19 protein-coding genes and 1 tRNA gene are annotated in these 21,057 nt (G+C 45.0%); 10 read left to right on the forward strand and 10 right to left on the reverse strand.

Annotated elements, in window-relative coordinates:
* Positions 1-84 precede the first annotated feature (84 nt).
* Positions 85-1,182, forward strand: a complete 1,098-nt coding sequence (locus tag AUJ82_05400) for a hypothetical protein (protein OIO59667.1) — start codon at positions 85-87, stop codon at positions 1,180-1,182.
* A 50-nt stretch (positions 1,183-1,232) separates the two neighbouring features.
* Entirely contained in the window at positions 1,233-3,047 is a 1,815-nt protein-coding gene (locus tag AUJ82_05405; protein OIO59668.1) for a signal peptide peptidase SppA, read from the forward strand.
* 6 nt (positions 3,048-3,053) lie between these two features.
* Here the strand turns inward: AUJ82_05405 and AUJ82_05410 are convergent, their stop codons facing one another.
* The 3 genes from AUJ82_05410 to AUJ82_05420 form a co-directional block, all read right to left on the reverse strand.
* Positions 3,054-4,646 (reverse strand): hypothetical protein, encoded by a 1,593-nt coding sequence (locus AUJ82_05410; GenBank protein ID OIO59669.1) that lies wholly within the window; start codon positions 4,644-4,646, stop codon positions 3,054-3,056.
* A gap of 653 nt (positions 4,647-5,299) precedes the next feature.
* Positions 5,300-6,544, reverse strand: coding sequence for a hypothetical protein (locus AUJ82_05415; protein OIO59670.1), 1,245 nt, complete (start codon positions 6,542-6,544; stop codon positions 5,300-5,302).
* Between the two features lie 16 nt (positions 6,545-6,560).
* Positions 6,561-7,430: an acetyl-CoA carboxylase subunit beta gene (locus AUJ82_05420; protein OIO59671.1), complete on the reverse strand. Its 870-nt coding sequence runs from the start codon at positions 7,428-7,430 to the stop codon at positions 6,561-6,563.
* A gap of 272 nt (positions 7,431-7,702) precedes the next feature.
* Here AUJ82_05420 and AUJ82_05425 point away from each other — a divergent pair, with 272 nt between their 5' ends.
* Together AUJ82_05425 and AUJ82_05430 are read left to right on the forward strand one after the other, a co-directional pair.
* On the forward strand, positions 7,703-9,181 hold the full coding sequence (locus AUJ82_05425; GenBank protein OIO59672.1) for a sodium-independent anion transporter: 1,479 nt from the start codon (positions 7,703-7,705) through the stop codon (positions 9,179-9,181).
* A gap of 15 nt (positions 9,182-9,196) precedes the next feature.
* Positions 9,197-10,057, forward strand: a complete 861-nt coding sequence (locus AUJ82_05430) for a hypothetical protein (GenBank protein OIO59673.1) — start codon at positions 9,197-9,199, stop codon at positions 10,055-10,057.
* A gap of 13 nt (positions 10,058-10,070) precedes the next feature.
* Here the strand turns inward: AUJ82_05430 and AUJ82_05435 are convergent, their stop codons facing one another.
* Genes AUJ82_05435 through AUJ82_05455 form a run of 5 tightly spaced genes read right to left on the reverse strand, consistent with a single transcriptional unit; the run spans position 10,071 to position 14,001 of the window.
* A complete protein-coding gene (locus tag AUJ82_05435; protein ID OIO59674.1) occupies positions 10,071-10,793 on the reverse strand; it encodes a hypothetical protein in 723 nt (240 codons plus the stop codon).
* On the reverse strand, positions 10,777-11,751 hold the full coding sequence (locus AUJ82_05440) for a hypothetical protein (protein ID OIO59675.1): 975 nt from the start codon (positions 11,749-11,751) through the stop codon (positions 10,777-10,779). Before AUJ82_05440 ends, AUJ82_05435 begins: the two co-directional genes overlap by 17 nt.
* Positions 11,752-12,489 carry a tRNA pseudouridine(38-40) synthase TruA gene (locus AUJ82_05445; GenBank protein ID OIO59676.1) on the reverse strand — a complete coding sequence of 246 codons (738 nt, stop codon included), beginning with the start codon at positions 12,487-12,489 and terminating at the stop codon, positions 11,752-11,754.
* Positions 12,473-12,913, reverse strand: coding sequence for a Holliday junction resolvase (locus AUJ82_05450; protein ID OIO59677.1), 441 nt, complete (start codon positions 12,911-12,913; stop codon positions 12,473-12,475). The genes AUJ82_05445 and AUJ82_05450 overlap by 17 nt, the downstream gene beginning before the upstream one ends.
* Positions 12,910-14,001: a mannose-1-phosphate guanyltransferase gene (locus AUJ82_05455; GenBank protein ID OIO59678.1), complete on the reverse strand. Its 1,092-nt coding sequence runs from the start codon at positions 13,999-14,001 to the stop codon at positions 12,910-12,912. Before AUJ82_05455 ends, AUJ82_05450 begins: the two co-directional genes overlap by 4 nt.
* Before the next feature lie 94 nt (positions 14,002-14,095).
* Here AUJ82_05455 and AUJ82_05460 point away from each other — a divergent pair, with 94 nt between their 5' ends.
* Entirely contained in the window at positions 14,096-15,250 is a 1,155-nt protein-coding gene (locus AUJ82_05460) for a molybdenum cofactor biosynthesis protein MoeB (protein OIO59679.1), read from the forward strand.
* A 12-nt stretch (positions 15,251-15,262) separates the two neighbouring features.
* On the opposite strand, the gene AUJ82_05465 is transcribed toward AUJ82_05460, so the two are convergent.
* A complete protein-coding gene (locus tag AUJ82_05465; protein OIO59680.1) occupies positions 15,263-16,507 on the reverse strand; it encodes an aspartate aminotransferase in 1,245 nt (414 codons plus the stop codon).
* A 74-nt stretch (positions 16,508-16,581) separates the two neighbouring features.
* Between AUJ82_05465 and AUJ82_05470 the strand changes: the two genes are divergently transcribed.
* Positions 16,582-17,424: a pantoate--beta-alanine ligase gene (locus tag AUJ82_05470; protein ID OIO59681.1), complete on the forward strand. Its 843-nt coding sequence runs from the start codon at positions 16,582-16,584 to the stop codon at positions 17,422-17,424.
* A 9-nt stretch (positions 17,425-17,433) separates the two neighbouring features.
* The gene (locus AUJ82_05475; protein OIO59715.1) at positions 17,434-19,050 is read left to right on the forward strand and encodes an L-aspartate oxidase; all 1,617 of its coding nucleotides are present in this window, start codon (positions 17,434-17,436) and stop codon (positions 19,048-19,050) included.
* Between the two features lie 58 nt (positions 19,051-19,108).
* Here AUJ82_05475 and AUJ82_05480 read toward each other — a convergent pair whose 3' ends face one another.
* Positions 19,109-19,774 (reverse strand): hypothetical protein, encoded by a 666-nt coding sequence (locus AUJ82_05480; GenBank protein ID OIO59682.1) that lies wholly within the window; start codon positions 19,772-19,774, stop codon positions 19,109-19,111.
* A 292-nt stretch (positions 19,775-20,066) separates the two neighbouring features.
* Between AUJ82_05480 and AUJ82_05485 the strand changes: the two genes are divergently transcribed.
* From AUJ82_05485 to AUJ82_05495, 3 genes are all read left to right on the forward strand, one after another.
* Positions 20,067-20,142, forward strand: a tRNA-Thr gene (locus tag AUJ82_05485).
* A gap of 82 nt (positions 20,143-20,224) precedes the next feature.
* Positions 20,225-20,716, forward strand: coding sequence for a hypothetical protein (locus AUJ82_05490; GenBank protein ID OIO59683.1), 492 nt, complete (start codon positions 20,225-20,227; stop codon positions 20,714-20,716).
* A 29-nt stretch (positions 20,717-20,745) separates the two neighbouring features.
* A complete protein-coding gene (locus AUJ82_05495; GenBank protein OIO59684.1) occupies positions 20,746-21,057 on the forward strand; it encodes a hypothetical protein in 312 nt (103 codons plus the stop codon).

The raw sequence follows: 21,057 nt of genomic DNA on the forward strand, positions 1-21,057 counted from the left end.
CCTTACGTGTAAATGAAAAGAGGAGACGTTTGCGTGTTGTAAAAGGTGATTATTTTTGCAGATATAGGTTGTATAGCATGATCTATGGGGAATCTAGGGATTAATAACTGCAATAAGCTTAATAAGACGTCTGTTCATTGGGGGTTGGGGAGTGATGGCGGGCGGAGGGGTATTTCCGGTGCGCTTGAGGAGATGCCGGCGGAAATGTTTGTTGAAATTTTTTCTTATGTGCCGATTGGGGACTTGATCGGTAATGATGCTTCTGCGGTGCAGTTTGTTTGCCGGGAATTTTTTGTTTATGTGGATAAGAATATTTTCTTTTCGGTAAAGGAGCGGGCGGTGGAGCTGCTTGGATTGGAGGATGATGCGGTAAAGTTGTATTGTATGAAGTATTGTTTGGGGAATTATGGGGGCGTGTTTATTCCGCGAATGGATCGTTTTTTTGTTGAGGATGAGATGATTTTGCGGGTTTGGGGGAGTTTTGTGGGGAGTAAATATAGGGATTTGAGGGATAAGGGCGGGGCTATTTCAAGGCAGATTGCAAGCGTTGTTGCGAGGGGAGTCTTGGGGGAGTGTATGGATATAAGCCCTATTCGGTTTGTGGGAAAGGATATAAATGCGGTTTCGGGGGTGTTGAGGCGGTTGACGTTGTATCATGAGTTAATGGATGAGTATGATGGGGGGCGCGGGGATGATGCGCTTCTGGCAGTGGTGGAAGCTGAATTGCAGGCGTTGACGAAAGGGTGGGGCGATGTTGATTATTATAGAGTCATAAAACTGTTTGTTGAAGAAAAGTGCCTTTTGAAGGAATTGGACTGGTTTGCAGAGAAGTCCGGGAAGTATAAATGCCATTCGTATCTTTATCTTTGTGGCGGGTATGCTAAGGGTGGGTTTTTTGGAGATGCGAAAGCGCGTGCGGAGAAATCTGTCAAATGGCATGGGAGTGCTTATTTTGAGATTTTTAAAGCTTATGTTGAAATGGGGAAAGTGGCGGAGGCCATCGAATGTGTGGCGGAGACGGGGGTATGGAAGGATCGTTGTAATCTAATGCTTTGTAGTGTTTATTTGTGTGCGGGAGATGTTGTTAGAGCAAAAGAGCATGCCCTGAAAGCAGGTGCCTGGAAAGTTCGCTCAATGGCGATGGTAGAGGCATACGTACGTAATTGTTGCCAAGGAGTGTAGGTTATCCTTACGACTTGTGCGGGAGGGATGTTTCTGATTAGAATGGTAACATGTTATCATTCTTTAGGTTAGTATTGGCGAATCTGGTTGCGATGTGGATCGTGCTTTTTGGGGTTATTCTTATGGGCGTGGCGTTGGTGTTTGTGGCGTTGGCGATGTTTGAGAAGAAGGAAGTGGGCGTGCCCAGTAACGCGGTGCTTGTTTTTGATATATCCATGAATATACCCGATGCGCCGGCGAGTGAGGGCTTTAATGAGTTGATTATGGATGTGTATGATCAGGAGCATGAAACGTCGATACATTTGTTGGATGTTGTTAACGGGATTGAGTATGCGGCGAAGGATGACCGGATAAAGGCGTTATTTATTTATGGGAACTTGATGCCTGCTGGTTATGGTAGTAGTTTTGCGGCGTTGCATGAGGTGAGGGAGGCTATTGAAGTGTTTAAGGCTACGGGGAAACCTGTTTTGGCGTATATGGAGAATGCGTCTTTTCATGATTATTATTTGATGAGTGTGGCCGATAAGGTTTATCAGAATCCTTTTGGGAACGTGGAAGTGGTGGGTTTTTCAATGGAGATGCCGTATTTTGGGGTTTGTTTTCAGAGGTATGGAATTGGGGTGCAGGTGACGAAGGCGGGTAAGTATAAGTCTGCAACAGAAATATTTACGGAGGCGAAGATGAGTGAGGCGGAAAGGGAGCAGGGGACGTTGCTCATTGATGATATGTGGAGGGATGTAGCGCAGGATGTTGTTACGAGTAGAAAGATTCCTTCGGATAATTTTAAACAAGCGAGCTCGCGTTTTGGTATTTTAAATACGAGTACGGCGTTGAAGCTTAAGTTGATTGATGAGATGGGGTATTGGGATAATATTTTGCATGATTTGGAGGAGATAGCTGGGCGTAATGAGAAGACGAATACGTTTAACCAGGTTAGTTTAGGGAAGTATGTTGAGAAGATTGATACAGATGGGTGGAGTAGCTATTTTTCTAAAAATCAGGTGGCTGTCGTCTATGCTGAGGGCGAGATTGTTGATGGAGGAGGTTTGAGAAACCAGATTGGAGGGGATAGCTTTTCGAAATTGTTACGTGAGCTGCGTCAAGATGCTGATGTGAAGGCGGTGGTGCTTCGGGTGAACAGCCCGGGAGGGAGCGCGTATGCGTCTGAGATTATTCAGCGGGAAGTGCAATTGTTGAAAAACGTGAAGCCGGTAGTGGTGTCATTTGGATCTGTGGCGGCATCCGGCGGGTATTGGATATCGGCGTATTCGGATAAAATATTTGCGGATCCGACGACGGTGACCGGCTCTATAGGTGTGTTTGGATTATTGTTTAACGTGGAGAAAATCGCAAAAGACTATGGCATCTTTTTCGATGGCGTGAAGTCCTCACCGTTAGCTGATATAGGGACCCTTTCGAGACCCAAGACACCGACGGAGATGGCGATTTTTCAGCATCAGACGAATTTTATTTATAATGCTTTCTTGTATAAAGTGGCTGAGGGAAGGGATATGCCCTTAACGGCTGTGACAGCAATTGCAGGCGGGCGTGTGTGGTCTGGCATACGAGCAAAAGAGATTGGTTTAGTGGATGAAATTGGGGGTTTGAAAGACGCTATAGCTGAGGCGGCGGCGTTGGCTAAGTTAGAAGGACATTGGGATGTGGCTGAGTTTCCTGATAAACACGGTTTTGTGGAAGAGTTGATCAAGAATTTTCTGGATGATTATTCTGAGCCTGCTGCGAAAGGAAGCCGCTTTCTGAGTCGTGTAAAGCGTAAGTTTAATGAAGACGTGCTGTTTATTAATTCATTTAATGATCCGCAAGGAGTGTATGCGCGGATGCCCTTTACGCCTGCATTTAACTAAAAGTAATTAGGCTAACTTTTCTTTGTTTAGCTTTTCGACTAGACGGACGAGATAGCGAATCATCCAGATCATGCGCTCGAAGCGGCTTGAGATGTATTCCATGACCTCTTGTTCTTCGGCCAAGAGCTTGGGATTGTTTTTTCTGATATGGGTATGAATTTTTTCAATAATTTCGCCCTTATCCTCGGTGATTTTGAGAAGGAGGTTGATGTCCATGGGGTCTTCTGATTCAACAACATCGATTACAATTAAGAGAAGCGTGTGGAGGGATTCGCTGATGTTGGTTATGAATTGTTGGAGTTCAGGGGAAAAGGAACTTTTTTCAATAGGAAGGATGAGTTCGCTGAGACAATCATCCATGTTTGTGAGAATTTCCGCGCGAATCTTGTAGTTGAGGATACGATTGAGCAAGCTACGCGTGAGCTCCTTGTCGATGAGTTCGGTGGTGAAGTCTGATATTTCTTTGATTAAATTATCGGTACCGATGTGGAGGAAAGCGGTATTGTATTGACGCGTGGCATCTTCGCGCAGCTCGTCGAAATAGTGCGGGTAGCGCTTGAGGACGCGGAGTTGCTCCCGTTCGATGAGAGAGAGAGCCGTTTCCGGAATAAGAAGCGCTTGGTCGTGGAGGAATTTGGGTCGGCTAAGTTGTTCCTCGGCGGTTTCCGGAAAAAGCTTGTTAAGTAGCCTGTGGAGTGCGGGGATAAATAAAGTGATGATGCCTGCTCCAACGATCTGAAATGTGAGGTAGACGAGCGCTAACTGGAGATGTAAGTGGGGGGTGATTTTCTTCATAAGCGCCATGACCAGCGGGATATGGAAATAGATCTCGATATAGAACAAGGAAACAAAAATGAAGAGCGAGAAAAATTTAAAACCTACCTGAAAGATGGCCAGTTGTTTAGGGGGGCCTTTGAGTTTGGTGGACAAGACAAAGGTTGTGCAGGCGGTACCGAGGTTGGTGCCGTAGATGATCATGAACGCGCTGGCTTTATCCAAGACGCCAGTGTTGGCAAGAGCGATGGCGATAGCAGAGATGGTGGCGGCGGATTGGGCAATAAAAGCCAGTGCGGCGGCTCCGAGCAAACCGAGAATGTAGGATTTATTGGCCGCGACCATGAATTCGAAGAACCAATGATAGTCTCTGAGAGGGACGGCACCCATCTTCATTAAATCCAAGCCGTAGAATAATAAACTTACGCCGAGAAGAGCGCCTACAGCCGGTTTGAGGAGTTTGGATTTATCTAAATCAATGTAATAGAGGAAACCCACCATACCTAGCATGTAGAGCACCATGAGATGGAAATTTATGACGGCGAGGAAGACGAGGATACAGTTGCCGGCGTTTGACCAGAGAACCATGGGCATGGCGCGCCGGGTTGTCATCAGGCCGGCGGAAATCATACCCGTCATAATAAAAGTGACAGCAGAGGTGCTTTGAGTGATAGCACCTGACATGATACCAAACATGGCGCTGACCCATCCCTTGTAAGTTATTTTAGTAATGAAGGTGCGGAAACGCCTTCCCGCGACCAAACGAAGACTTGAGCCGATGAGCCGAACGCCGATAAAGAAAAGGCCAAGGCCGGCGATGATCATGCCGATGACTTCGTATATGCTAAACTTGTCTGGCAAAACGGGGAGGGATTAGAGTGTTATGGGATGTTTTGGAAGATTATAGCGCCATTATAGCAATCGATTGCAGGGATGTCTACGAATTAGACACCTACTTTATAAAATGGAAGCCGATGGAGTGAGGTATCAAGTTACTCAGAAACTAACTTGATGAGTGTTCAGAATCTGAATTTTTTAACGATGCTAGGTAAAATCATTTTATGAATTATCGCCTAAAAGGCTTTGCGGCATAAAATGATTTTACCTAGCATCGTTTTTTTAAGCAAGAGTAATTTTTTAGTTTTTTAATTTTTTTGAGTACGGGGTTTTAATTTCTGGGTACCGAGTAATTTTTTAGTTTTTTTGGTTATGGAGTACGGATTTTTAACTTCTGAGTACTGAATTATGTTTTAGTTTTTTGAGTATGGAGTACGGATTTTTAACTTCTGAGTACTGAATTATGTTTTAGTTTTTTGAGTATGGAGTATGGGGTTTTAACTTCTGAGTTCAGAGTTCCGAAATTTTTGTTTTATTGCGCTTTGGGTCTTTGAAATTAATTTTGAGCCATTCTAAAGGATTCAAAACAGCTTTTGTAGCCATTTTAGGGGCTTTGGGGAGTGATGAAATAAGACGATGTCCTAAATTTTATCTTGGAGGCAAACTTCGTTATGGAGGGCAGCTGTTTCGTCTATTAACGATAGTACTTCGCCGAGAAGGTAGATGGAGCCTGTGACGATGATGATATCGGAACTGTTTTCAGGCAAAAAACGGTTTGGGCTACTGAAAAGCTGTGAAAGTGATTTTATGGAAGCCTTTGGGGGAGCTATCTTTAAAAGTTCATTAGCTGGGGTGGCACGAGGTTGGTTAATGGTCACGAGATAAATTTCGTGTGCGTGTGCAGCTATTGTAGCGAAGATGGCTTGGGCGCGGTCTTCCCCAAGTGTGCCACAGACAAAAGTGAATTGCTTACCGGTTTGTGCGTGGAGCTCTGCTAGATTTTTAGCTAAAATGGCAGCGGAACCCTCGTTGTGAGAAGCATCGAGAATCAAGGTTTGGCCGGTAATGAGTTTAATTTTTTCCCAGCGACCCCTGCAGGTTACGGACATTAGCCCCTTTGATTTTGCGGCTTCTGATACCGGAAATTTGCTTTGCAGGATATTTACGACTAAACTGGCGATGGCAGCATTTTCGCGTTGGCAAGAACCATGAAGCGCTGTTTCCGGATAATTACTTCCTGAGATAGCGTAGACGGGGGCGTTTTTTTGTTTTGCGACTTTACGAATAACCGCTTCTGCCTCAAGGGGGAGAACGCCGATGACGACCGGTGTATTTTGTTTTATGATACCGGCTTTGGCGTGAGCGATTTCAGAGAGAGAGTTACCGAGGATGTTTGTGTGATCCTTGCTGATGGAAGTGATGACGGAGATTTCGGGATTTATGATATTGGTGGAATCATGCTCGCCGCCTAAGCCGACCTCGATGATGGCGATGTCTACCCCTTCTCGCGCGAATTCCAAGAACGTTATACCTGTCATGAACTCAAAAAACGAAACGCCTGATTTGTCAGCGATAGAGGAGAGCTCCTCTGTGTATTGTACGATTTTATCCCGAGAAAGGTTTTGGCCATTAACGCGAATACGCTCACCGAGATAGACGAGATGAGGAGAGGTATGTAACCCTGTTTTATACCCTGCGGTACGATAAATGGAATCCAGTATGGAGCATACGCTACCCTTGCCATTGGTGCCTGTTACATGGATAGAAGGAAAGTTGTTTTGCGGGTTAGACAATTCCTCTGCCAATATTTTTATACGCTCCAGACCCAGTTTTGAACCCGAGTTGCGAAGCGAGTAAAGATATTCCTGGGCTTTAGTGTACCCCATATCTTGGGTGTCAAAATTAAGCGCTAGCGAGCTCGCTTTTTTGATTGTGAGACAATGTTTTGATGAGATATGTAATACGATCGCGCAATTCGTGACGGGTTACGATCTGATCTATTAAACCACGCTCTAAAAGAAATTCTGATGTTTGGAAACCCTCGGGAAGCTCCTGTTGGGTGGTTTCCTTAATGACCCGAGGCCCCGCGAAACCGATAAGCGCACCCGGTTCTGCTAAGATAATATCCCCGAGAGAAGCGAAACTAGCCATGACACCTGCCATAGTAGGGTTTGTGAGAACAGAAATATAAGGAAGACCTGCTAAAGCGAGCCTGGATAATGCGGCACTTGTTTTTGCCATTTGCATTAAGCTGAGGATTCCCTCATACATACGTGCGCCACCAGAAGCGGAGACGATAATGACAGGAGTTCTTTGTTTGATTGCGCGCTCAATACAACGCGTAATTTTTTCACCCACTACGGAACCCATACTGGCTCCGAGGAAGCGAAAATCCATTACAGAAATGTTTACCGGCGTGCCACCCATGGTACCTGTACCTGTAATAACGGCATCATTTAAGCCCGTTTTCTTTTTATATTGCTTGAGTTTTTCATCATAGCAAGAGACGCCCTTGAATTGTAACGGGTTAGCGGAACACAGCTCGCTATCCATTTCGACAAAACTACCTGCGTCTAATAAGGACTGGATTCTAGCAGGTGCGCTGATAGGGAAATGGTAACCACTATTTGGGACAACATTTAAGTTATTCTCCAAATCCTTGTTGTAGACGATCTCGCCTGTCTTGGGACATTTAGTCCACAATCCTGCCGGGATGTCCTTTTTTTTCTTAACATCAAGAGTTGAGTATTTTGGTTTACTGAATAACGCCATGAGCTATGTATTATTTAGTTTAGTATTAAACTATAAACGTGAACGCTTTGCAAGTAAATGATATTTCGATGGATGAAATTTAAGTTTTGTGCCCCTCTATGGTAGAGCGCAGCAGTAGACGCGTTGGTCTATAAGGCCTTGACTTATAATAGGTAAGGTTTATCATGATGGACTACTTTATAAGGGGTAATTGGATCAATAATAAAAAAAATGGCATGGTTTCGTAAAAGTATGGGCCATGGCGTTTTATAAAAAAACAAAAAAGTTAAGACATGTTACTTTCTCGATTAAAATCTGAATGGTTTGGCAATGTAAGAGGAGATTTACTGGCCGGAATGGTAGTGGCCCTCGCACTTATTCCCGAAGCCATTGCGTTTTCTATTATTGCGGGAGTGGATCCCAAAGTAGGCTTATATGCCTCCTTCTGTATTACGGTAGTGATTGCCTTTGTGGGAGGACGGCCAGGAATGATTTCCGCAGCGACGGGAGCCATGGCGTTGGTGATGATAACGCTAGTAAAAGAGCACGGTTTGGAATATTTATTGGCCGCGACCGTGTTAACCGGAGTTATGCAGGTATTTGCCGGTATATTTAAATTAGGCTCATTATTACGATTTGTGTCGAAGTCTGTTGTCACAGGGTTTGTAAACGCGCTGGCGATACTTATTTTTATGGCACAGTTACCCGAGTTTTACGGTGCGGGATGGCAGATGTACGCGATGGTAGCTGCAGGGTTAGGCATTATTTACCTATTTCCCTATATCACCCGAGCCGTACCCTCGCCATTGGTAGCGATTGTTGTTTTGACAGTGCTAAGTATCATGATGGGGCTTGATTTGCGAACGGTAGGAGATATGGGCGAGTTACCCAGTACGCTACCGATGTTCCTCATACCGAACATACCCCTGACGCTGGAAACGCTACAAATTATATTACCCTTTTCACTGACACTGGCGGCGGTTGGTTTGTTGGAATCGCTGATGACTGCTGTGATCATCGATGACTTAACGGATACGCCCAGTAAGAAAAACAAAGAATGCGCGGGACAAGGGATTGCCAATATAGTGACCGGATTTTTTGGCGGGATGGCCGGGTGTGCCATGATCGGGCAATCTGTGATTAATGTGAAATCCGGTGGGCGAGGAAGACTTTCAACCCTGTTTGCGGGATGCTTTTTATTGTTTCTGATCTTGGTATTAGCGGATTGGGTGAAACAAATACCGATGGGCGCATTGGTGGCGGTGATGATTATGGTAGCCATTGGTACCTTTAGCTGGACATCTGTAAAGAACCTGAGAAGCCATCCGAGAACATCAAGCCTAGTGATGATTACGACGGTTATCGTGGTGGTGATTACCCATGACCTGGCCAAAGGCGTGTTTGCGGGAGTGTTGATGAGCGCGCTCTTCTTTGCGAAGAAAGTGTCTCGCCTATTGGTTGTAAAATCTGAGCGAGATGAGCATGGCCAGCGCGTATATACCGTACAAGGACAAGTATTTTTTGCATCCGCGGAACGCTTTGCCACATTTTTTGATTTTAAAGAAGTGGTTGAGAACGTGACTATTGATGTACATAAAGCCCATTTTTGGGATTTATCAGCCGTTGGGGCACTTGATAAAGTCGTACTTAAATTCAGACGAGAAGGCACAGAGGTGAAATTGCTTGGCTTAAACGAAGCAAGTGCTACAATTGTAGAAAACCTTGGTATTCATAATAAAACGGATGTTACCGAGCTGGATCTCACACACTAAAGATTGGGAAAGACTATGAGTAAAATTATTGCCTGTATAGACGGATCAACCTACGCCGATAGTATTTGCCGATTAAGCGCGTGGGCGGCAAAGCAGACGGGGATGCGTGTATGTCTGTTACATATTGCAGCGCCTCATACAGAAATGAAAGCGAAAGTGGATTTGAGTGGCAGTATAGGATTGGGCGCAAAAAGCAGTTTGCTTAAAGAACTCACAAAAATAGACGAAGAGCACGGTAAGCTAGAGCAGCATAAAGGCGTAGAGATCTTAGAACGTGCCAAAAAAGTGTTGGCAGAAAATGGGATTGAGCAGCCAGAGATATTGCATCGCCGAGGCTCCTTGGTTGAAACGATTGCCGAAATAGGAGATCAGGCAGAACTAATTGTGGTTGGAAAAGGAGGCGAGCAGGATAATGCCAAAGCGGGTTATGTTGGCGCGCATTTAGATCGCTTGGCTCACGCCACGCACAAGTCATTGTTGATTGCTACTAAAGAAACCAGAGAAGTTAAACGATTTCTAATTGCGTATGATGGAAGCCCCAGCTCCAATAAAGCGATTGAATATGTAAGCAGTCAGCTCCTTTTTGAAGATTTGGAATGCCATATATTATGTGTGACCGAAAAGACACCAGGGGCTGAAAGAAGTCTGGCATACGCGGAAAATAAAATAAAAGAAAGCGGCATTCAAGTGATAGCACACTTGCACCATGAAGAGGCTGTTGCTGTGGCTGTTACGGACTATATAAAAGAGCACGATATCGATCTGTTATCAATGGGGGCATACGGGCATTCAAAAATGCACAGCCTTTTTTTTGGCAGTACGACTAAGGAGCTTATCCAGACATCGCAGGTACCGATATTGTTGTTTAGGGGTTAGGGAGTTGAAGAGATCAGCCGTGGCCGATGGTGAGGATATCGATATGTTTTGCGCCGTGTTTTTTGAGAATATGAGCACACGTATTTGTTGTTGAGCCTGTTGTGAAAACGTCGTCTATGATGATATAACGGACGTCTGGGTCTAGCGATTTGTTTTTATTTAAAGCAAAAGCCTTACGCACATTTTTAAGACGCTCCTGGCGATTCATACGCGTTTGGGTTTTTGTGTTCTTGGTGCGCTGAAGGAGCTCCATTACCTTAGTGTTTTGTGCTGCGTTTGCTAAGACGTTTGCGATAAAGAGGCTTTGATTGAAGCCGCGCTTACGCTCCTTTTTTGCATGGAGCGGGACGGGTACCAAGACGGCGTTGTTGATGAAATTTATAAACTCGGTTTGCTGTGATAGAAGAGCACTTAAGTCCCTTTCTAAATAGAGACCCCGGTGATATTTTAACTCGTGGATGATCTTCCTACCCGTGCCCCTTAATAAAAAAGCCGTTTTGCCATTTGAGAATACGGGATCGAGCTCAACACACTTAGGGCAAACGCGTTCACCAGAGACATCTCCGTAGAAAGGGTAGCCACATGTTTTGCAGTGAGGGGAGTGTACCCATTCGATTTTATGTGCGCACGGTTGGCAGAGGTATTGGAGAGAACTATTCTTCGTTAAACGCGTTTGGCAAGAAAGGCAGTCTCTGGGGTAGAGCCAATCGAGAAGAATTTTAACGAACTTGAGCATATTTTCTGTGAAAACAGTCGAAGTAAAGCGCAGAGACCAGAAGCGCAAGAACAATGAGCGGTAAGACCCCATCGATCAGCTTTGTTGTGCCCAGGAAAGCCGGGACAGCGGTATCTGTTATCGCGAAATATTTTCGCGTGAAGAGCATGATAAAGACTGTGCCCGCGTGGAAGCCGATACAAGGCATGAGCGAACCTGTCCGTATGAGCAAAAGACTGTGAAAGGCACCCAGTAAAGCGAGGTTTATGAATTCGATTAAATTAAAGCTTTTGCCGATGCCAAAGATGTTATTTAGGGCGATTGTGTAGACACCTGCATCCGGGCTGGCATGGATTTTGAAATGGGCGTAGGCGAAGAAGCAGCTGCTAAGGACGATTGCGATGATAGGCGTAAGCGCTTGATAGAAGAAACGAAAGATGATGGCACGAAAGAGAACCTCTTCGAGTACACCGACTGCGATGGCAGAGATGAAAATAAGGGGAAGCGAGAGGTGTTTGATTAATCTTATTTTCTCATAAAGGGTGTCTGCAATGACGGGAAGAGAAAAACCAGAGGCGTATATAAAGCGGAAAGCAGCCATGAAGAAAATCAGTGAAGCGCCGATGAAGAACCACCTGAATGCTCGATTGAAGCCCTGTTGCGTGAAGTTTAGACCTATTGCGGACCATTGAAAGAGGCCGCAGGAGTAGAGCATCCAGGGGAGTAACGCAATAACAGCGGCCAAACGCACACGATTAAAATAAATATGGATACCCTTTTTTGAGAGGTAGGTGTTGAGTTGATTAGGGGAAGACGCGTGCCAATTCTGGACGAAATCGTAGATAAGAGGCGTTACCGCCATAGCGATTAAAATTGAGCCGAAAAAGATAGCGGCTAGCCAGTAGAGACCCTTGTACTTTGAACCCTTAAGAGGAGCGAAGGGAAAAAAAGGTTTGGTGAGGCGCTTTGTCATACTCATTTAATAATAGACCCTTTCGAGACAGAGCCCCTTGGACGGGGCGGTTACTACGAGCCGCGAGCGAACTCGGCTATCTAGAATCTCTTTGACGCGAGTGGGTTCCATTTTACCTAAACCGACCTCTAGCAACGTACCCGCCATGCTACGAACCATTTTGTACAAATAGCCACTGCCCTCTGTTATTAAACGGATTTTGGAGCCACGGGCCAGGATATCAACCCTCCAGATATTTTTGTTGGGATTATCCTTAACATTGTCCTCACGAGCGGCACCGAAAGCACTGAAGTCGTGTTCGCCGACTAAGTATTTAGCGGCCTCTTGCATGGCCTTAACGTCTACTGGTCTATCCCCTATAGAATGGGTGTAGCGAGATTCCATGGGCGGGGCATAACCCCTGTGGAAGCGATAGACGTAACGCTTACCCTTGGTGGAATAGCGCGCGTGAAATTTATCCGATACCCTTTTGATGTCGTAGACCTGGATGCCTGCTGGGAGGCCGCAACGGAGTGCTCTTAGGAGCTCCGGTGTGGAGTGGACCCAATCGGCATCAAAATGGAAAACGTGTTCCTTGGCATGGACACCCGAATCTGTACGCCCTGAGCTATGGACACGGACGGGTTGTTTGAAAATGACGTGAAGACGCGCTTCGAGAAAATCCTGTATAGTATTGCCCCCCGATTGACTTTGCCAGCCGAAGAAGTTGGTACCATCGTAAGCACATTTACCCCTCCAACGCATTGAGGAACTCTTGAAGGATTAACGTTGCGGCCCGCGAATCTATATCACCCGTTTTACGATCCCTTTGTTGTTGGGCAATCGTTTTGCGCTTTTTTTTATGCATTATGCTTTGCATGTCAAACTCCGCCTGAGCGGACGTGAGCCGCTCATCCGTTTTATGAATAGGGAGCTGGAAACGCACTTTTAGGATATCGATAAATTGATCCACCTCCTTTGCCTTGAAACCGATGGAACCATCCATGTTGTACGGGTAGCCGATGACGATAGCCCCGACCCTGCGTTGTTTGATTACATCTGAAATTTGTTGGAGACGATCCTCTAACGATTTTCCGATAGCAGGCGGGATGGGCAGAGCGATACCCAGCTCATCCGCGAAACTGAGCCCTATGCGTTTTTCCCCGTAATCGATCCCTAGGTAGTTCAAGTGTATTTCTTTAGGTTAGCGTCTTGAGACAAATTTTGAACCAAAGCCTTGATATCCTTTGTGCGATTTCTAGGACAGATCAACGTAGCATCTTTGGTCTGAACAATCACCATATCGCTGATGCCAATGACAGCGGTTAAGTGACCATCTGTGTTGACGATGATGTTGTTATTCGAGTCCTCAGCAAAAGCAGTACCATTGATGACATTACCGGCACTATCTTGAGGAAAGTGGCGAGCGATGGCCTCCCATTCACCAACATCATCCCAGTCGAACCTTGATTCAATGACAACGACATTGATCGCCTTTTCCATGACCGCGTAGTCGATCGAAATCCTTTCCATTTTAGGGAAAATATCCTTTAAGACCCCATCGATCGGTTTATTAGCCGCGAGCTCGGAATCTATTTGTTTGAGAGAAGCGAAGAGATTAGGAGCATGTTCCTCAAAAGCGGAAAGGATGGCCTTTGCGGACCAGATGAACATACCGGCATTCCAGTAGTAGTCACCCGAAACGATATATTCCGTTGCCGTTGATTTATCCGGTTTTTCAACGAAACGACGGACAAAGAAAGCCGTGTAGCCAGCGAAGTTCTCCCATTCCTTGCCACGCTGGATGTAACCATAGGATGTAGAAGCCTCGCGAGGCTTGATGCCAATCGTTACCAAGACAGAATCCCTTTGCGCGGCAGAAAAAGCAGCATTTAACGTACCCTGGAAATCGTCCCTGTTATTAATGACATGATCGGCCGGGAAGATAGCTAAGACAGCATCCGGATTCTTGCGCTTAACAAGAACACTCGCTAAGCCAACGGCAGCGGCGGTATCCCGCCCTTCAGGTTCGATGATTACCTGGTCCGGTGTTATAAAATCCTTACAGACATCACAGATAGCCTCTTTTTGAGTGGCATTCGTGATGATAAGCATGTTTTCCTTAGGGACGATACCCTCGAGCCTTTCAAGCGTTTGGACGATGATAGGCTTGCTGCCGACAATAGCTTGTACGTGCTTAGGATGAGAGAGACGGCTCATAGGCCAGAAACGTTCCCCCTTGCCCCCCGCGATAATGACCACATATTTATTTTTCATATAATGATTTTTATTTACTATATTCTAGTTTGATAAATTGTGTAAAAACAAATAACATTTGAAGGAAGAAATTTCAAATATTAATAAAAGGATAATGGACGAACTGACATCAGAAGAACTGGCGCGATATGGACGCAATGTTATTTTGCCAGGAATCGGAAAGCTTGGGCAAGAGAAACTTAAGCGCGCGCGCGTATTGATTGTTGGATTAGGGGGGCTGGGTAGCCCTGTAGCTATGTATTTATGCGCGGCAGGTGTGGGCACCCTTGGGTTGGCCGATATGGATGTTATTGAAGAGCATAATTTGCAACGACAAGTCTTGCATGATACCCTTGGTATAGAGCGCAAAAAAGTGGATTCGGCCAAAGAACGGTTAGCTAACTTGAACCCCCATTGCCGATTGGTTATACATGAAACAGGCGTTCGGCCGGACAATGTTTTAGAGATATTAGCGCAGTACGACCTTGTGGTGGACGGGACAGATAATTTTCCCACACGCTATTTAATGAACGACGCGGCCTATATGCTCAATAAACCACTTGTTTACGGTAGCCTATTTCAATATGAAGGCCAGGTAACCGTTTTTGAAGCTTATAAAGACGGGCCCTGTTACCGCTGTTTGTTTCCGGAAGTGCCGGAGCCCGGAACCGTTCCGAACTGCTCTGAAGCAGGGATATTGGGGGCGCTTTGTGGTGTTATAGGCAGCCTGCAAGCGATGGAAGCGCTTAAGTTTATTGTGGGTTTAGGAGAACCCTTAAGCGGCCAGATGTTGACTGTAGCAAGCTTAGCGGGACGCTTTCAGAAAATGCATATTAAGAAAGACCCCAAGTGCCCCCTATGCGGGACACACCCCAGGATAATTTCGATTGAAGCTAGCAATTATGAATTTGAGTGTACGCTGAATAGAGAAGACCATTTGGTGACCGAAGGATTGCCCTACGAAGTAGAAGCTGAAACGGTAGCAGACTGGCTGAAATCCGGCGAAGTATTGTTACTAGATGTGCGCGAAAGCTACGAAGTAGATATATGCCGACTAGAAGGATCTGTTCATATACCGATGGGGGAGCTTCCTGAACGTTTTCAACAGATACCAAAAAACAAGACAGTGGTTGTATATTGCCACCACGGTGGGCGAAGCCTTTATATGACCAATTTCTTACGTGAAAAAGGGTGGGACAATGCCACTAATTTAATGGGCGGGATAGAAGGCTGGGCGCGCAAAATTGACCCCAGCATGCGACGTTACTGAGGATTGTCACTCTTAGAAAGTAAATATATAATTTTGGAGCCGCGCTTTGATTTCATCAACCACGTACATTTCCTCAACAGGGGAAGGGGCGTGGAACGTGACCGAGAAGCGAATACCCGCTTCGGTATCATCCCAAGGAACCGTGCTGATAAGATGTTCACGGATAAGCCATTGACTAAAGTCCTCCGCATTGGAGAAATGGGTTATTTCGCTACCCCTTTTGGCAGACCTGGGCGCTTTTGTATACAAGAAAAAGCTACCCTTAGGCATTGAGACGATAAAGCCCAATTCACTGAGCGCACCCATAAGAAGATGCATACGCCGTGAGTACTTCTTCATTATCTTGTCGGTAATTTGCGGTGTATAAAGGGCAAGCGCAGCTGCCTTTTGGATAGCGAGGAATTGGCCGGAGTCTGTATTGTTTTTGACATCACCGTAGGCCTTTATGATTAAAGGGTTACCACAGACCCAGCCCATTCGCCAACCCGTCATATTAAAACTCTTCGAAAGGGAATGAACCTCGATACAATTTTCCATCGCTTCAGGAACCTGGAATATGGAACGGTAAACACCATCGTAGACGAGGGCGGAGTAGGCGGCATCTTGGATAATTATGATTTCATTTTGACGAGCCCAGGCGATCGCATCCCTATAGAATTCAAGGGGAGCTGAAGCGCCCGTTGGGTTATTAGGATAATTAAGCACCAAAACCTTTGCGCGCTCTACTATCTCATTTGGAATAGCGTTGAGATCCGGCAAATAATGATTATCCTCGGTTAGCGGGAGATTAAACACCTCCCCCCCCAGATAACGGGTATGGGTTGCAAAGATATTGTAACCAGGAATCGTCATGAGAGCGACATCCCCCGGGTTAATAAAGCACGTAGGGAGGATTGATAAAGCGGATTTGCTGCCGATGGAGTGGATGATATTGGTATCCGGGTTTAACTTAACGTTAAACAGATTAAGCATATAATGAGCAACCGCTGCCTTGAATTCGCGACAACCATTATCCGCGTAGGTGCGATTTTCGGGGAGAGCTGCCTCTAACTGGAGCGCGCTGACGATTTCCGGGAAAGCCATATCATCCGGCTCACCCACGCCCATATCGATGATATCTAAATGAGGTTTTTCCAGAATAGCCTCATTTTTAGCGAGCTTAATTTTAGCAAATTTATAGAGTTCGGTGGATTTACCGTAGAGTTTACCGCCGATGCGTTCCGCAAAGAGATCTTGGATGTAGGAATGGGAGAGCATGAGAGAATTGTTATTGTACTACATATATTAGATAGTATAAAATCATAAAAAGTCAGCCACAAATACCATCTGATATGGAAGTATACGAACGCATTAAAGATATAAAAGAAAAAGTCGATGCGTTACGCAAGGAAGGGAAGACGATAGGCTTGGTATCAACCATGGGATACCTTCATGAAGGCCATTTGCGGTTGTTTGACGAAGCGAAAAAGAAGGCTGATATTGTGATTGTGGCCGTTTTCGTAAACCCGAAGCAGTTTGGGCCAAATGAAACCTTAGCAAAGTACCCGAAAGATCTCGAAGGAGATAAAAAAAAGTGTGAAGCCAGAGGAATCGATATCCTATTTGCTCCGAGCGTTGAAGAAATTTACCCAAAAGGCTTTTCCACGAGCGTGGCCGAAGATGAATTGAGCAAAGATTTATGCGGGAAATCCAGACCCTATTACTTTAAAGGTGTGACCACATTGATCGCTGTTTACCTAAACGCGATTAAACCCGATGGGCTATGCCTAGGACAACGGGACGCACAATTGACCGCAGTGGTTACTAAAATGATAAAAGATTTACAATTTGACGTGAAACTGTGTGAGATTCCGATTGTGCGGGATGAACACGGCGTGGTTTACAGCTCGAGTTATTTTTTAATGACAGATGCGCAACGAAACGATGCGAGAAAAGTTTATGAAGCCCTGGAAGCCGGTAAGAAAATGGCGGATCAAGGAATGCGTAATGTGGACAGAATTATTGCTGAAGCGACGCATAAGTTACGCCAGAGCTTGAGATTGCGCGTGATTTATGTGTCAGTTGTCGATAAAGTTACGATGAAACCCTTAAGAGAAGTGGTACCCGGGCAAACTTTGCTTATGACAGCCGTGTGGCTAGACGAGTATCGATTGATAGATAATATAATTCTTTAGATGGCACAAATGGGGTACGATGTTGTTGTAGTAGGGAGCGGCATAGCCGGTCTGAGTTTTGCGTTAGAAGTTGCCCAGAAAGGTTACTCCGTTGCGATTATCACAAAAAAGAACCGTGCGGATTCTAATACAAATTACGCGCAAGGCGGGATTGCCTGTGTAACCAGTAAAGGTGATGCATTTGATTTACATATTAAAGACACCTTGGATGCCGGAGACGGTTTAAATGATGAAAGCGTGGCCCGTAAAATTGTAGAAGAAGCACCAGCCTGTATTGAAGAATTGATACAATTTGGCGTTCAGTTTAGCCAGGAACAGAACGGCAGCTTTTCGCTCGGTCAAGAAGGTGGGCATTCGCAGCGCAGGATATTGCACGCAAACGATGTGACCGGAAAAGTTATTGAAAGTGCGTTGTTAGATTCCGTAGCCAAGCTAAAAAATATTGAAGTATTGGAACACTTTTTTGCAATTGATCTGATTACGCTGAAGAAAAACTTCCCGGAGCACTATAGTAAGCATAATGAAGTATTGGGCTTGTATGCGCTGGATACGAACAAAGGAGAAGTGAAGACCTTTGCCGCAAAAGTGATATTAATCGCAACCGGCGGAATCGGGCAAGCCTACCAGTTTACAACGAATCCGGATATTGCCACCGGAGACGGGATAGCAATGGCGTATCGAGCCGGGGTAGGAATCAGTAATATGGAGTTCGTGCAATTTCACCCAACCGCGCTTTATACAAAAGACGACGACAGATTTTTGATCAGTGAAGCAATTCGTGGAGAAGGTGCCATATTACGTGATATGGAAGGGAATTCCTTTATGCCAAAATATGATACCAGAGGAGATCTGGCCTCGAGGGACATTGTGGCAAGAGCTATTGATTTGGAGATGAAACAATCGGGATCTAAGCATGTGTGGCTAGACATTACACATGAAAGCGAAGATTATTTAAAAAAGCGATTTCCCCATATTTTTGAGACCCTCCTTCAACGAGGTATCAATATGGCAAAAGATTATATTCCCGTTGTTCCAGCAGCGCATTATTTATGTGGCGGCATTGTAACAAACATAAGCGCGGAAACGGAATTGCCCGGCCTGTATGCTTGTGGTGAGGCAGCTTGTACGGGACTTCATGGTGCAAATCGTTTAGCAAGTAATTCTTTATTAGAAGCTGTTGTGATGGCGAGACGAGGGGCAAGATCTGTTATTGATTATTTAAAAAGATATCAAGACGACTCTATGCCATTACCCTCCTGGGTGAGCGGGGATATACAAGATTCTGATGAGCGCGTTGTCCTTTCTCATAATTGGGAAGAATTGAAACAAACCATGTGGGACTATGTGGGCATTGTGCGGTCTACAAAACGCTTGCAACGGGCAAAGACACGGATACAGAATTTGAGTAACGAGATTAACGAGTATTATTGGGACTTTAAAGTGGAACCTAAGTTGCTAGAGCTGCGTAATTTGACCCAAGTGGCACTTCTTGTAATCGAGTGCGCGATGCAGCGGAAGGAGAGTAGAGGACTACACTATACCCTGGATTATCTAGAGAAGTTGGAAGATGCCAAGCCCTCTTATATTATTAAGCCAGAAGAAAAAGAAATCTGTGCATCGAAATAAAAAAAAGGCCTACGTTTATTAAACGAAGACCCTTTTAGTTTTTTTTGGGGGGAAGTGTTTAAAATTTATCTTTCCTAGCCTTTTTGCGGCAGTATACTAAACCGAGCACAAGACCATAGGTAACGTGGTTGATCCAGCTGATGAGCATGCCCATAAATGCGCTAGAAGTGGCCGCGTTGCATGGATTGCAGGGATTACATGGATTCATTTGAGTCATAGATTTGCATGGGTTAGCCATGCAAGGGTTGCAGGGTTGGCAGACGTTTTCTGTGATCGTGATGACCTCCTCTTCTTCGACGACCATAACCATACAAGGATTATTGGATTGTTGCATGTCTTGCACTTTAGCTATAACGGGAGGCAATGCAAACCAGGCAATGATTGTTAGGATTGTTCCGTAGATGATTCCTTTTACAGCAGCATTCATGCAAGGGATGGGAGCGAAGATGAGCGCAAAGATAATTGCGTAAATAATACCAACACCGAAGTGAATGATAGCACCTACTAAGTAGATAGCGAAGAGACTAGCTGCATTACCTAAAGCGAGTTCTCCGAGGAGATATAGGGAATTCATGCCCAGTAAGAACATGACAATTGTCATGGCTACTGTGGCTATGATGCCCGCTTTAACGGCGCGAGACCAGTTAAGGCATTTTGAAGGGCAACATTTTTCAGTGCTGCAACAAGATTGCTTCTCGTTTTTATTTTGATCTTTTTCAGACATATTGAATTGGGTGCTTGGGTTTAAATAAAGGTTTAGATAACGATTTAATGATAAGGGACGTGAAATATTGCGGTCAAGCGCAAATCTTTCTATATTGGTTGATATATGTAAGAAAGAGTTGGGTTCTATTTGCTGAAGTTGGAAAGCATTGATTGCGAGATGTTAATGGTTTTGCAAACCGGACGTTTTAGAAATGCTGATAGAGACTCGTTTTTTTAGGCATTTAATTAAAATAAAAGCTGGCATTTGTGCTAAAAAGCTGCCATATATTGTTTATGGAAGCGCCTATTGCGCCGGCTTAGCTCAGTTGGTAGAGCACCCGCCTTGTAAGCGGACGGTCGTCAGTTCGAGTCTGACAGCCGGCTCCATATTCTGATCAAGCCCAATATAGGTTTAATCCAAAGACAATACCCCCCTTCTTGATAAACTCCCCTATCCATTATTAATGTTATGGCTCATCGTCAATTTATTACGTTTAAGTTGGGCGATGATATGTTTGGCATAGACATTTTGTTTGTGCGGGAAGTTAATCGTAGTTTGGAGATTCGGTGTGTGGATCGCGCACCTTACTTTGTGAAAGGGCTGATTAACCTACGTGGCCAGATCGTAACGGTTTTGGACGTGATGGGGCTTCTTGGTATAAAAGCAAGGACACCTGGACAACAGGGCGTATATATTGTGCTGAAGAGTAACGCTGAGTTGGAGCGGTTAAACTATCTTCACCGCCGTGCGGATATGTGGACGTGTGATGATATCGTGGGGCTGTATGTGGATGAGATAGGCGATGTTATCAGTGCAGAGCTGACAAAGTTGCAAGACAAACACGATTTGGGTGTATCCAGTAAATTTTTAGAAGGCATTGTTAAGTTAGATAATCAACTGTTGCCCATATTGAAACCGGTAGAGATTTTATCAATGGAACAGGAAGAGCTATTAGCCTAAACGTTAATGAATTATAGGAAGGTCAAAAAATGAAGCGCACATTAGAAAATGGAGATTTGACGATATCGATACATGAAGATTTGATATCAACATCTGTTTCGCGAAAGAAGAGCCAGTTTCAAGAAATATTTCACGAAAGTGGGGATATAGATACGATTACGCTGGATATAAAAGATGTGGATCTTATCGATTCTCAGGGGTTGAACCTGTTGATCAGTGTGTATCAGGAGTGCCAGAAGCGTTCGATTAAATTTAAGATTACGGGGTGCTCGCAATCGAATATGAAGTTATTTTCATTCGTGAAGATGAAGGAAAGGTTTGGTATTGAGGCTAATGTGTAA

It is taken from the genome of Verrucomicrobia bacterium CG1_02_43_26 (assembly GCA_001872735.1).
Classification (GTDB): Bacteria; Verrucomicrobiota; Verrucomicrobiia; order Opitutales; family CG1-02-43-26; genus CG1-02-43-26.